Genomic DNA, 12,602 nt, shown 5'->3' with positions numbered 1-12,602 from the left:
GCCCGATAAACGCGTCTGGCTCGGGCTGTTAAGCCAGCCAAACTCGGTGGATATTTGCAATTGCAGTAAGGCTATAACGCGGCGGTCCAAACCCGGTATCGCCCCTGCCCCGTCACTTCGCGGACCAAACCGCGCCGCGCGAAACGGTCAATGTTGCGTTGTGCCGCCGCCCGTGACGATTGTGTCAGTTCCTCGGCCAATGGGGCCGAGACCATGGGCCACGCTGTCAAAGCTTCGATCAACAGCGGCGGTGTGCGTCCGCTCAGGTCGGCCGTCGCTTCACGCGCCCGCGCGTCCCATGCGCTGATCCGATCCAGATGCAACAAAGCCGCCAACGCCGCCTGCCCTGTCCCACGTATCCACGCCGAGAGTTTTTCCAGCGGCTCGCCGACCCCGCGCAAAGCGCCCGGCCCTGACAACGCAAGCGGCATGAACAGCGCACCGCCTCGTCCCATCGACGCCGCGTGACGGGCGGCGACAATGGCAGCTTCGGTGTCCTGCCCGACGCCTTGCGACAAAGCACGCCAAGCGTGAAAGGCAATTGCAGCTTGGGTCACGGGATGCAGCCCCTCCGCATTGCGCATCACTTCGGCCAGGTCCGCAACTGCTTCGGGGACATCTTCCATGCCTTGCGCCATTCGGTCCAGAAACGCGGTCAGGCCAGTCTCCCATCCGCCAGTCGACGGTGCTGCGCCAGAAGTGAGGCGGCGCACGGCCCATCCAGCCCGGAACAGGGCCTGCACATCATCGCTGGTCGCGCCGATCCTTAGTCCCGTCCACAAAGCCAGACGATCCACGCTGATCCGATCCCCGGTCCACCAGCCCAGATCGGACACATCCATCAACGCCAGACGGTGGGTCCAACCTTCTGGTCCGGACCGCAAACGCTCATCCAAAGCACCGAATGTCACCGCCAGTTCAGCAAGTTCGGATGACAGTTCCGACTGTGCTGCACGCCAGTCCCGCGGGTCGAACAACAACCGCTGATCGACGCGAGGCCCGGGTGGCAGAAAAGCATCCTGGGACTCTTCATCCTCGGGCGGTAGAAACCAAAGTTCGTCATCTTCAGGCGTGTCAGTGTCGTAAATACTGCGAGGCCCCAGATCTGCAGCCTCGTCATCCGGATCAGGCATGACCTTTTTTGACTTCATGTAGGGTATTCTTTGGGCATTCTCAGACGGGCACAAGGGGTTTTATGCTAACCTGAAAACGTCTGTGTCAGAACATCCAGTTCACCGCCAAGATCGGTTTGCGCGTCACTGCCCAAAAGCATGTAACCATATCCGTCCTGCGCCCATATCGCTGTGGCCAATCCACTCAGAACGGCTTGCTTAACCTCTTTGTTTGGCGCAGCAGGACCTTGCCGGATAACGCAGAACGCAAAGGGGCGACCTTGTTCGTCAGCAAACACAACCTGAATCAGTGGTTTACCTTTGAACGACAGTATCTGCGCCCGTTTCAGATCCAGACCCGGCAGCGCCTCTAATGCGTCGCGGTTCAGCGAGCGACCCAGCTGTTCCTCAGCCATAGCGAATTGGTCATCCAGAGATTCGGGTGAGCTGTCCAACGATGAAATCGTCTCGGGCACGTACAAAGATTGATAGAGCGCCGCTTGCTGCGCCCAACCCAATTCGGCAGGGCGCGTTGCCCAGAATGTCGCTGAAACCGCAACTATAGCCACGGAAGCGGCAACGGCAAGCAATCGCAACGGACTGCCAGAGTTGGACGGAACGGGCACTATAGCTTCGGGTAGATCGACCTGTGGCGCCTGTGCGGGCAACCCTTCGAAGACGCCCTGGACGACCAGTGCAAATGGATCCAGCGCCATCATGCGGCGCTCAAGCTCGGCATCGACTTCGACCGCAGCCTCAATGGCACGGCACTGGGTTTCATCCAGGCTGCCTTCCAGATACGCCATCAGCGTCTCGTCGGAAAACTTCATTTGCCACTCCGTTGTGCGACGTCAGCCGCATCATGCTGCATTACGGCTTTCAATTTCCGCCGGGCATTCGATAGCCGGCTCATGATCGTACCGATGGGAACCTCCAGCAACGCAGCGGCTTCGCGGTAGCTATACCCTTCGACAAAAACAAGCATGACCGTTTCCCGCTGCGCCTCTGGCAGGTGCATCACTTGGGTAAACACTTCAGACGCGAAAATATTCGTTTCTGAATCCGGCCCGATTGCAACCAAATCCGCCTCGGGCGTGACCGACAGTGCCTGAGCGCGACGAACGGACCGCGATCGTACTTCGTTTAGCCAGATCGAACGGCAAATTGTCATCAGCCAGGAATCCAACCGCTCATGCGACGTCACTTGATGATGTCGCTCCAGCGCGCGCAGGCAGGTCGCTTGCACCAGATCATCCGCAACGTCCGGCGCACCCGACAGCGCCAGCGCAAACCGCCACACACGTTTCGAATGTGTCTGCACGGCGCCGCGTACGGCTTGTTCGGAACTCATTTCGACACTCATCGAATAAAACGCGACCTGTGTGTGTTTGCCTTAAACGGACCGGGCCCGCGGGGTCAGGACTGACATATACCGTGGAGGAACAAAATGAAACTTCTGATGAAAGCAGTCACAATCGCGTCGGCAATTGTTGCAAGCCCGGCCCTGGCCACAAGCTGGACGCTGGATCCCGAGGGCTCGCACCTGGCATACGGCTCAATCAAGAAAGACGTTGTGGGCGAGGTGAACAGCTTTACCAATCTCAGCGGACATGTCGGCCCGGACGGCAAGGTTGAAATCGAAATTGACCTGTCGTCGGTGGAAACCAATATCGACATCCGAAACGAGAGGATGATCGAGTATGTCTTCCGCAAAGCCGGGACCGCGATCTTGTCAGCCGAGTTTGACATGCAGGACGTTGCTGACCTGGCCGTTGGTGGAACGACAATTGTTGATGCCGAAGCCGTCCTGTCGCTTGTTGGCACGGATGTCGAATTCGACGCCGAAATGTTCGTTGCCAGATTGTCCGAAACCTCGGTGTTGGTATCGACCAATGACATGGTGTTCCTGAGCACCGAAGATGCGGGGCTAAATGCGGGTGTAGACAAGCTGATGGAACTGGCCGATCTGCCGGGCATCACCCGTACCGTACCAGTCACCGCGCGGTTGATCTTCACCATGGATGACAAAAAGGCCGGAGCGGCCGCCGATACCCCAACGACCATCGCCGCCGCAGCCATTGATGGAGATGCAACGGCCGGCAAAAAAGTTTTTCGCAAATGTCGAGCGTGCCATCAGTTGAAAGAGGGCCGCCACGGGGTTGGCCCCTCGCTGCATGGAATCCTCGGTATGACAGCTGGAACGGTGGACGGGTTCAAATTCTCATCCGCACTGCGCGAGTCAGGGGTCACTTGGACCGCTGAAACCTTGACCCGGTTCCTGACCGACCCCAAGGGAACAGTTCCTGACAATAAAATGCAGTTTCCGGGGCTGAAGAAGGATGAGGATATCGAGAATCTGATCGCTTATCTTAACGAAGAATCGACCGAATGAGACGTTTGTTCTGACGCCACTTTCTGCGCCTCCAATCCCACGAAAAACCCTAAGAATCCGTAATAACCCGCGGGAAGACCCCTCGTAATGCGCCATGTCAGGTGCCCAACAGTGGTCTCGTCCGCGACCACCTCCTCAACAACCGCAATCTCAATACGACAAGTCTGCTACTTAGGCACAATATCACCACGCTGAATATACCAAGTTGTAGACCAAGCCCGAACCGGGTTAGGAAGCGTCCAGTTACTATTGAAGGGCGACACAAATGAGGATGCGTGACACTTTTTTAAAGCCGATGCACCCTGAAGGGCGCAAGTTTGTCGCGATCTTTGGCGTCGTCACTGTCCTGCTCTTTCTGATCTCGTCGATTTTGGGGTGGATCGGTGTCGGAGCAACGATTTGGTGTTACTATTTTTTCCGAGACCCAAAGCGGGCGACACCGACACCAGAAGGGCTTATCGTTAGCCCCGCAGACGGTGTTGTATCGCTGATTGAAAAGGCAGTGCCGCCACCAGAGCTTGGAATGCCCGAGGACGAACTCACCCGCATCAGCGTGTTCATGAGCGTTTTCAACTGCCACGTGAACCGCGCTCCGATTGCCGGAGAAATCACTCAAATCGCGTATCGCCCTGGCAAGTTCTTCAACGCGTCGCTTGATAAAGCCAGCGCAGACAACGAACGAAATAGCTTGTGTATAGAAATGGATGACGGCCGCCAGATCGCGGTGGTGCAGATTGCGGGTCTCGTAGCCCGGCGCATTGTTTGTTTCGTTGCGAAAGGGGACAAAATCGCCACTGGAGAGCGGTTCGGGTTGATCCGCTTTGGATCCCGATTGGATGTCTACCTGCCAGATGGCGTGCATCCCATGGTCAGCTTAGGGCAAACCATGATCGCAGGCGAAACTGTGCTGGCTGACCTGGCTTCAAACGAACCCGCCCGAATGGCCCGGACTGACTGATAGATGTCAGACCCTGCGCCAGATAATAAGCGTGATATGCCGGTCGTTCATCTACTGCCCAACCTGCTGACGATCACTGCAATCTGCGCTGGGTTGACCGCCATTCGGTTTGGGTTTCAGGGTGATTTCGAGACGGCCGTCAGGTTAGTGCTTTTGGCTATGGTGCTCGATGGACTGGACGGAAGGCTGGCTCGTTTGATGAACTGTCAAAGCCCATTTGGCGCTGAGCTGGATTCCTTGGCTGACTTCCTCAATTTCGGAGTGGCACCGGGATTAATACTATATTTCTGGGCCTTACAGGACTTTAGCGCGGGTTGGCTTGCAGTTCTGGGCTATACGATTTGCTGCGTCTTGCGGCTTGCCCGCTTCAACGTGACCAGCAAATCGGATGCAGGAGAAACCGAGAGCAACTTTTTTGAAGGCGTACCCTCCCCCGCCGGCGCATTGCTTGCAATGCTGCCGATGTATGTGTCTTTCTTGTTCTCGGACATGCCTTCGGCGTCGCCTCTGTTCGTGACCATCTATCTGTTGGTGATTGGGTATTTGATGATCAGCCGGGTTCCAACATTTTCATTCAAAAACGTCTCGGTCTCACCCGGATATGCCAAATTTTTGATGTTGGGGTTCGTTCTTTTGTTGTCTGCATTGCTTATCTATCTTTGGGCGACGCTCACACTCATGTCGATCATCTACATCGTGAGCCTGGCGCTGGCATTCAGAACTGCACGCAAATCCAACTAAAAAGAGGACAGTCCTTTGGATATTCATGCCGTTAAATCCTCATATGCCCGGTGGGCGCCGGTTTATGACAAAACGTTTGGCGCCGCGACGAAAGCAGGGCGACGGGCAGCGGTCGATTACATCAACGCGCAAACGGGTACGAAGGTCTTAGAAGTCGGGGTCGGAACCGGGTTGGCCCTACGGCACTATCGTTCCGATCTTCAGATCACCGGAGTTGATTTCAGCGCCGAAATGTTAGCAAAAGCGAAGAAGAAGGTGCAAGATCTCGGTTTGACTCAGGTTGAAGCCCTTCTGCAGATGGACGCCCGCGATCTGTCTTTTCCCGACAATAGTTTCGACGCTGTCACTGCTATGCACATTGTCTCGGTCGTTCCGGAACCAGAGCGTGTGGTCGCCGAGATGGCACGGGTGTGCAAACCGGGTGGAAAGATCATCATTACCAACCATTTTGCTCGCGAAACCGGGGTTTTGTCGGTTGTGGAAAAGCTCTCAGCCCCTTTTGCCAACGTGCTGGGCTGGCATTCTGATTTCAAGATCAATACGGTCCTGAAAGAGCCCAGCCTTGAAGTCGTCAAGAAAGATTCGCTGCCGCCCATGAAGATGATGACGTTTCTTGTTCTGCAAAAAAAGGCAACTCACCACGCTGAATGATCTGGTCTGGCTCGCACAGCGCCAAAACCTCGTGCTGAGAAACTGTTGGAACGCAATGCGTTAGGCTTCGCGGCGGTGGATTTGCGATTTCACAATGATGGAACCTGTTCGTCGTAGCGAAGGCAAGACGGGAGATTTCGGTTTAGTGAAACCAGCCAGGCTCGCCAGCACTCAGAAAACCTTGCCTATACAAACCCTGTGCCAACCGTTAGAGGACTGTCTTTAACCTTGGATGATGCGCCTTTTGCCATGCTGCACGGCCCACCACCTGTCTTATACAAAGAACCTCCGTCGTGAAAAAAACCATCGCCGACGCACTTGCCCGCAAGGGCTATGATGCTTTGACCCCTGTTCAACAAGCAGTCACTCAACCAGAGCTGGAAGGCCGAGACCTTTTGGTGTCCGCCCAAACCGGATCGGGTAAGACGATTGGTTTTGGACTGGCAATTGCCCCTACTTTGCTGGGCGATGGTGACACATTCGGCGCGGCGGACGCACCCCTTGCACTGGTCATCGCACCAACGCGGGAACTGGCCTTGCAGGTGAAGCGTGAACTTGGCTGGCTGTATGCGGATGCAGGGGCCTTTCTGGCATCTTGCGTTGGTGGCATGGACATGCGTGATGAACGGCGCGCGTTGGCTCGTGGTTCGCATATCGTCGTTGCTACGCCGGGGCGGTTGCGCGACCATATCATGCGCGGATCGATCGATCTGACCCAAGTGCGCGCTGTTGTTTTGGACGAAGCAGATGAAATGCTGGATCTGGGCTTTCGCGAAGATCTGGAATTCATCCTGGATGAAACGCCAAAAGACCGGCAGACCCTGCTGTTTTCTGCAACGGTTCCCGCCGCAATTGCCAAGCTCGCCAAAAGCTATCAGCGCGATGCAGAACGCATATCGACCGTAAGCGAACAGACCCAGCATGCCGATATCGAATATCGCGCGATGCAGGTGGCCGCACGTGACGGTGAAAACGCCATCATCAATGTGCTGCGTTACTACGAAGCGCCAAATGCCATTGTGTTTTGTAACACGCGTGCGATGGTATCGCGCCTGACAGCCCGCCTTTCGAACCGCGGCTTTTCGGTTGTGGCCCTGTCTGGTGAGTTGACCCAGAGCGAACGATCCAATGCCTTGCAGGCGATGCGCGACGGACGCGCACGGGTTTGTGTGGCGACCGACGTGGCCGCTCGCGGCATTGACCTGCCCAACCTTGATCTGGTGGTTCACGCAGAATTGCCCAACAGCCACGAGACCCTTTTGCACCGCTCTGGTCGGACAGGGCGCGCAGGGCGTAAAGGCGTAAGTGCATTGGTTGTTGTGCCGTCCTCCCGCAAGAAGGCAGAGCGAATCCTTAAATTTGCCAAGCTAAGCGCCGATTGGGGATCTGCACCTTCCGCTGATGACGTGAACGAGCGTGACCAAGTCCGTATGCTTGAAACAGAGGATTGGCAGACGGATATTGCCGAGAGTGAACGTTCGACAATCGACCAGTTGGTTGAAAAGTTCACTCCGGAACAGATTGCGGCAGCCTATTTGCGGCAATACAAAAAACGCCACTCGGCTCCGGAAGAACTTGGTGCGGTTCAGTTAGAAAAACCCAAACCGCGGGCGGAATTTGGTCCCAGTGTTTGGTTTTCGCTGTCAGAAGGGCGTAACCAGAACGCCTCCCCTCGCCATTTGTTGCCGATGGTGTGCAAAGCAGGGAACATTACCAAAGACGATATCGGTGCGATCCGCATTGTCGATGATTTGTCTTATGTCGAAATCAAAGCCTCTATTGTCGACCGTTTTCTAACGGCGATTGGTCCTGACATGAAGATCGAAGGGACCAAGAGCATCGCGCAGCTGAATAAGGCACCAGACCTGCCGGCATTTAGCCGATCAAAACCTGATCGTGCGCCGTCTGGAAAACCGCGCCATCGCAAGGGTAGTACGCCTCCGATTGACTGGAACGATGCACCCGAACCGCGGCGTCGCAAACCCAAACCCGAGGATCGCAAGCCTAAGAAGCCGCTCGCGCAAAAGCCTAAGGCGAAAGAAACAGACACGGTCGCACCGACACCTTTGAAGGGTCGGAAACCATCAGCGGTAAGCGCCAAAAGCAAACCTAAGAGCGCCACAAAAGAAGCAGTCAAGGACAGCCATTCCAAACCCCGCAGCAGTGACGCCAAAGGCCCTCCGCCCCCAAAAGGCAAAGCCAGCAGCAAGAAAAATCGCGCCCGCGCAGCTGCAGCAAAAAACGCCAAGGGTGGGAACGCTGTTCCAAAACGCCGCTAGGGGTTGAGCCATGTATTAGCCCCGCCTATTTGATTGGATCACTTAGGTGGAGCTGCGCGCACTCTTTGCGACTTCAGTCTTCTTCGTAGGTCACCAAGGATCTGATGTGGTCTGTCACAAAGCTGAGTGACATGCCACAACCCACGTTTGGCAAGGTCGCTACATCGTAAAGTTCTTGTACTGCGCCATCGATGCGAAACCATGCGACGACTTCTTTCTTTTGCAAATCAATGATTTGAACACCGCACCAAGGTTCGCTATCCGCCTCGCGAAGCTTTTTATCCAGCGGAAGGCCTTCGAACCGTTCGTAGCGCGGCTTTGACAGGCCCACGATTGCGAAGTTGTTATGGAAAGCCAATCCACGCACGAAACCAGGGCAGAACGCGATCTTTTCAAATCTGCCTTTGTCTGACCCCGTATCCCGAACAACTTCCCCAAGACGTCCTGAACCAGAATCCAGCACATAAAGCCTGTCGTTATGCACCCTAGGGGAATGCGGCATCGACAGGCCATCACAAACAATCTCGTCCGTTCTGGCGTCGATCACAACTCCACCATGGCTGCGGCGGTCTCGCCAACCGTCAATCGTGTCCGATTTACTGACAGCAGTGACATAGGCCAGCACGCCGTTTTCAAGCGCCATCCCGTTCAAATGACATCGATCTTCGTCTGCTATTTTTGAGATAAACGAAGGTTTCCAAACCACCTCGAAACTGTGTTTGTCAGAAACGGTCGCAACACAATTGAACCGCGTGTTCACAAACAGTATCTGACCGGCATCTGTGACCGCCACATCATGGGCATCAAGCTCACCCGTCGTGAAACTCTGACGGGGTACAAAACAAGCATCAAAAAGGGTGTCGATCCTTTGATCGTCGCGCAAAACGTTTTCGAACCGGTGAATCTGAAACAAGGTCGCCAGCGTGATCGAGCCATTCTTGACGTCAATTCCCATGGCTTTCTCAAAAACCTGCTCATTGATCATAATCCCACCATTGGGGTTTCGCCCAATCAGATAAAATCGACCGGATTGGTAGGAGCTTAAGCAGATTGAAAGGTCATGTTTGTCCAGAAACCCAAGCAAGCCCGGTGAGACAGAATAAGCGACCTGCGTGTCAGTTGGGCTTTGGGTCGGGCTTTCCGATTGTAGAATGTCTTGGGTCATGGTCCCGTCATAGGCTCAAAGCGCATCGAATGCAGCCGTAAACCCTGCGAGAGAAACCGGAACCTCAAGGGTCTTTCCGCCATCTAGCGTGTAAAGTGAGATTTGAATTGTACTGCTTTCTTTCATCTCCTGGACAATCGCCGGCCCCATTGTCACAGGGATAACACAGCCGAAGTTCTGGCACGTCCTCATCGGAAGATTCCAGCGCGGCCCTCCATCGATCGACAGTGAAACACCTTTGGCAATATCAAGACCAAATGGAACGATAATAATGCCAGATGCGCCATCCTCTTCGCCACGCTGCAGCTCCATCCGCAACAAAAGACCGGATTGGTTTTGCAAATTGAGGCTTTGGCTCATCGCGCACTGCTTTTGCCCTGCCTCTTGGGCACAGTTCACCGTCCAGCTTTGAAACTGGGTCGATGTCGTTTCTTTCGTTTGTGCGAAGGCGGCATTCAGTGTGACGCCAAGGGCGACTGCGCCCAGTGCCAGCGACTTAACTTTTGTGATCATTCAAAACCGGACCTGCAGACCCAATACCGCCTCCAGTTCATAACTTTCCCCAAGGTCCTCAAGACCCGTAAGGTAGTTTAGCGAACCGGAAAGCTCGTACCTATCGTTCAGGATCATACGCGCGCCAAATCCCAATTCAATGGCGGTGTCATCGATTTCCTCGTCAAAATTCATCCCGCCAACCGAGACCCGCGTGTCTGGATCAAATTCGTGATACAGGTTGATCAGACCAAAGTAGCTGCCGGAACCGTGACTATTCGTAAACCACTTGTTGGCAGACAATCCCACCCGCGCCAGAACGCTTTCGGCATCTTCAAACGCGGCCTGATTGCCAGAACTGTCGGTGAAGTCATCCACGTCCAACGTGGTGTATGAAAGCTGCGCCTGAGGAACCAGAACCAGTCCGGGGTTAACTTCGATCGGGCGACCAACCTCCAATGACACTGCAAATTGATCCGAGTCGATGTCATCTTGTGCCAAACCGGTTGTCGGGTCTGTGATATCGCTAGAGTTGTTGTTGTATTGAAGCTGCGTATCCAGATAGAAGCCGCGGGCATCCAGCCAGGTGGCGCTTAGGTTCAACCCGAGTGAATCAGTGTCGATATCACTGGCGCCCTGATCCGTTCTGACGGTGCTTGATGCATCGCCGTAAATCAGGCCCACGCCGCCGTACAATGTGCCGTTAGACAGTTCAGTCAGAATTGTGTCGACCCCGACCGAGATGGTGTAGGTGTTGGTCTGGACACTGGTGATACCAGCTTCGGACTGGACCGGCGTTATGTCGCTGCGCTTGCCGCTCAGTTCGATCCACACCGGGCTATTAGGATAGGCCAACACGTCGCCACTTGTGCCATAGGGGGCCGTCAATCTGGTAACCGTACCGCCGTCAGAAGGCCCTGCCGGTAAACGCGACGCAATGCGAGCCTGATAGCCGCGCAGCCGGTTCATCGACAGCAGGACAGATGGCAACGTTTCGAAGGCCGCAGCACCGGCCCCGACAAGGATCGGGTTTCCTGATGCATCCAGGCTGGATAGCGCAAAGTTGCCACTACTGGTCTCAACCAAACGATAGCCAAACGGGCCGGCGACGACGATCTGTTCGCCGCTGGCCGTCTGGGCGGTGCCGTTCAGGGTAAAACTTCCGCCTGAAACACCGCTGACTTGAATGATCTCAATACCATTGATGGTCTGCGCACCCGCCCCGCCGATATTATTGACCGAAACGAACGTCGAACCAGAGCTATCCCCGGAAATTTGGAGGATGTCAGTGGCTGATCCATCACCGCCAAGCTGAACATCCAGCATGACCGTTCCGCCATTTCCGACAAAATCGCCACTGACCGTGATCATGTCCCCGACCGACCCGTTCTGTGCCGAAATCGTTCCGCCATTGCTGACATTGCCATTCAGAGTTGTTGCGCCTGAGTTCAGCCGCAGGACGCCACCCGATTGCGTGAAAATACCGGTTCCGGCACCGCCGTCACCTGCTGTCAGGGTGTTATCGGTCAGCGTCACAACCGCGTTGTTTACAACTTCGAACCTTTCAAAATTGGTCACGTTCGCGCCGTTCAAAGAACCGCTGCTGCCGAACCGCAGGGTATCGACAAAGCCATCGCCGCCCGAGTTGTCGTCCCCGCCGTCGAACAGGGTGACACCGCTGAAATCACCTCCGGAAAAGTCCAGAAGATCGCTGCCATCGCCCAGACTGATCGCGCCGTTGACTGCAGAGCCGGAATTTACCGAGACAGTTGCGTTGGAATCGTCGTTTGTGATCGCCGTGCCTGAAGTCGCACCAACAGTGCTACCTGAATTCAAATTGATCTGGACCGCCGCGCCCGCGTTACCTTGGGTGGCAATACCCGCGCCCGTGCCGCCGTTCACAGCGCCGGAAGTTGTGATCGAAATCGATCCCGACCCAGTATTTTCGGCAAAGATCGCCGTTCTGCCGCCGCTGACCGCAGCTGCTGTGATCGTCAGATCGGTTCCTGAATTTCGCGCGTTTATCCCATCCTGCGAAGTTCCGGAAACAGTGCCTGTCGATGTTATTGACAAAGCACCAGTCCCAGTATTGCGCCCACTGATCCCGGTAACTCCCCCGTTCACATCGACCGTCGATATCGTCAGGTCGGTCGAGGTCGCACCGTTTAGCGAATAGATTGCCGTGTTCGCAACTCCGGTGACTACACCAGTGACAGTAATCGCTGTCGCTCCGGTTCCGGTGTTTCGTGAGTAGATTCCGATAGTCGAACCAGAAATCGTTGAACTGTTGTTATCGGTGAAAGAAATACTATCGGTCGAACGCAGATTGAATGCGAGACCAGTCGAAACCGTCTGCCCAAACCCAGGCTGTGTCGTAGCCGTCAGCGGTGAAGCCCCAGAATTAAGCGTAATCGTCGTGTCGCCCGCTGATGCGGGACCCGAGCATTGGTACGTTCCCCCGCCAGACGGTGTGCAGCTGCCACCATAGGCTACCCGCCCGTATCCGCTTACAAAAGCAAGCGCCATCGACGAGGTAAGGAAAAGTTGAGCTTTGCTCAGCGAAACGGTTTGTGTACAGGTTTTTGGCACGAGTTAACAATTCTCTAACAGTTTACTGCCACCAAGCGTAGCGACTCCTTGCCGGTTTTCCAAGAAACATCCGGCTGTCGCATCGAGTTATTAATGGAAATTACAAGAATTAACGCGGTGACGCTGCCAACAGAAAGTCATCTCACCTGTGCGCCGGGTTAGCGCGTCACGGGTTATTGTGCCGTATTTACGAACAATAAGCTAAATATTATCACAAGTGTTT

Annotated in this window: 11 protein-coding genes; 5 read left to right on the top strand and 6 right to left on the bottom strand. The window is 55.1% G+C overall.

Annotated features, from left to right (window positions below; all coding sequences use genetic code 11):
* Nucleotides 1–71: 71 nt before the first annotated feature.
* From Q1B21_RS16150 to Q1B21_RS16140, 3 genes are read right to left on the bottom strand one after another with little or no spacing between them, the layout of a single operon-like run.
* Nucleotides 72–1,151: a helix-turn-helix domain-containing protein gene (locus tag Q1B21_RS16150; protein WP_299890912.1), complete on the bottom strand. Its 1,080-nt coding sequence runs from the start codon at nt 1,149–1,151 to the stop codon at nt 72–74.
* A gap of 47 nt (nt 1,152–1,198) precedes the next feature.
* Nucleotides 1,199–1,942: a hypothetical protein gene (locus tag Q1B21_RS16145; RefSeq protein ID WP_299890910.1), complete on the bottom strand. Its 744-nt coding sequence runs from the start codon at nt 1,940–1,942 to the stop codon at nt 1,199–1,201.
* On the bottom strand, nt 1,939–2,463 hold the full coding sequence (locus tag Q1B21_RS16140; RefSeq protein ID WP_299890908.1) for an RNA polymerase sigma factor: 525 nt from the start codon (nt 2,461–2,463) through the stop codon (nt 1,939–1,941). The genes Q1B21_RS16145 and Q1B21_RS16140 overlap by 4 nt, the downstream gene beginning before the upstream one ends.
* Nucleotides 2,464–2,559: 96 nt before the next feature.
* Here Q1B21_RS16140 and Q1B21_RS16135 point away from each other — a divergent pair, with 96 nt between their 5' ends.
* The 5 genes from Q1B21_RS16135 (at nt 2,560) to Q1B21_RS16115 (ending at nt 8,133) form a co-directional block, all read left to right on the top strand.
* Nucleotides 2,560–3,504 (top strand): c-type cytochrome, encoded by a 945-nt coding sequence (locus Q1B21_RS16135; protein WP_299890906.1) that lies wholly within the window; start codon nt 2,560–2,562, stop codon nt 3,502–3,504.
* A gap of 265 nt (nt 3,505–3,769) precedes the next feature.
* Nucleotides 3,770–4,462, top strand: coding sequence for a phosphatidylserine decarboxylase (locus tag Q1B21_RS16130; protein ID WP_299890904.1), 693 nt, complete (start codon nt 3,770–3,772; stop codon nt 4,460–4,462).
* Nucleotides 4,463–4,465: 3 nt separating this feature from the next.
* Entirely contained in the window at nt 4,466–5,203 is a 738-nt protein-coding gene (pssA, locus tag Q1B21_RS16125) for a CDP-diacylglycerol--serine O-phosphatidyltransferase (RefSeq protein WP_299890902.1), read from the top strand.
* A 15-nt stretch (nt 5,204–5,218) separates the two neighbouring features.
* A complete protein-coding gene (locus tag Q1B21_RS16120; protein ID WP_299081512.1) occupies nt 5,219–5,854 on the top strand; it encodes a class I SAM-dependent methyltransferase in 636 nt (211 codons plus the stop codon).
* A 293-nt stretch (nt 5,855–6,147) separates the two neighbouring features.
* Nucleotides 6,148–8,133 (top strand): DEAD/DEAH box helicase, encoded by a 1,986-nt coding sequence (locus Q1B21_RS16115; RefSeq protein ID WP_299890899.1) that lies wholly within the window; start codon nt 6,148–6,150, stop codon nt 8,131–8,133.
* A 73-nt stretch (nt 8,134–8,206) separates the two neighbouring features.
* On the opposite strand, the gene Q1B21_RS16110 is transcribed toward Q1B21_RS16115, so the two are convergent.
* Genes Q1B21_RS16110 through Q1B21_RS16100 form a run of 3 tightly spaced genes read right to left on the bottom strand, consistent with a single transcriptional unit; the run spans nt 8,207 to nt 12,379 of the window.
* Nucleotides 8,207–9,298: a TIGR03032 family protein gene (locus tag Q1B21_RS16110; protein ID WP_299890897.1), complete on the bottom strand. Its 1,092-nt coding sequence runs from the start codon at nt 9,296–9,298 to the stop codon at nt 8,207–8,209.
* A gap of 15 nt (nt 9,299–9,313) precedes the next feature.
* On the bottom strand, nt 9,314–9,811 hold the full coding sequence (locus tag Q1B21_RS16105; protein ID WP_298936288.1) for an invasion associated locus B family protein: 498 nt from the start codon (nt 9,809–9,811) through the stop codon (nt 9,314–9,316).
* The gene (locus tag Q1B21_RS16100; RefSeq protein ID WP_299890895.1) at nt 9,812–12,379 is read right to left on the bottom strand and encodes an autotransporter outer membrane beta-barrel domain-containing protein; all 2,568 of its coding nucleotides are present in this window, start codon (nt 12,377–12,379) and stop codon (nt 9,812–9,814) included.
* Nucleotides 12,380–12,602: the final 223 nt, after the last annotated feature.

Origin of the sequence: uncultured Ruegeria sp. (assembly GCF_947504215.1) — a bacterium.
GTDB lineage: Bacteria > Pseudomonadota > Alphaproteobacteria > Rhodobacterales > Rhodobacteraceae > Ruegeria.
The sequence above is the reverse complement of the archived record's forward strand: the minus strand, read 5'-3'. Positions and strand labels throughout refer to the sequence as shown.

Coding starts and splice junctions, on each gene's coding strand:
- Q1B21_RS16140 (WP_299890908.1), bottom strand. CDS start 2,463: ATGAGTTCCGAACAAGCCGTACGCGGCGCCGTGCAGACACATTCGAAA.
- Q1B21_RS16105 (WP_298936288.1), bottom strand. CDS start 9,811: ATGATCACAAAAGTTAAGTCGCTGGCACTGGGCGCAGTCGCCCTTGGC.
- Q1B21_RS16145 (WP_299890910.1), bottom strand. CDS start 1,942: ATGAAGTTTTCCGACGAGACGCTGATGGCGTATCTGGAAGGCAGCCTG.
- pssA (WP_299890902.1), top strand. CDS start 4,466: ATGTCAGACCCTGCGCCAGATAATAAGCGTGATATGCCGGTCGTTCAT.
- Q1B21_RS16150 (WP_299890912.1), bottom strand. CDS start 1,151: ATGAAGTCAAAAAAGGTCATGCCTGATCCGGATGACGAGGCTGCAGAT.
- Q1B21_RS16130 (WP_299890904.1), top strand. CDS start 3,770: ATGAGGATGCGTGACACTTTTTTAAAGCCGATGCACCCTGAAGGGCGC.
- Q1B21_RS16135 (WP_299890906.1), top strand. CDS start 2,560: ATGAAACTTCTGATGAAAGCAGTCACAATCGCGTCGGCAATTGTTGCA.
- Q1B21_RS16110 (WP_299890897.1), bottom strand. CDS start 9,298: ATGACCCAAGACATTCTACAATCGGAAAGCCCGACCCAAAGCCCAACT.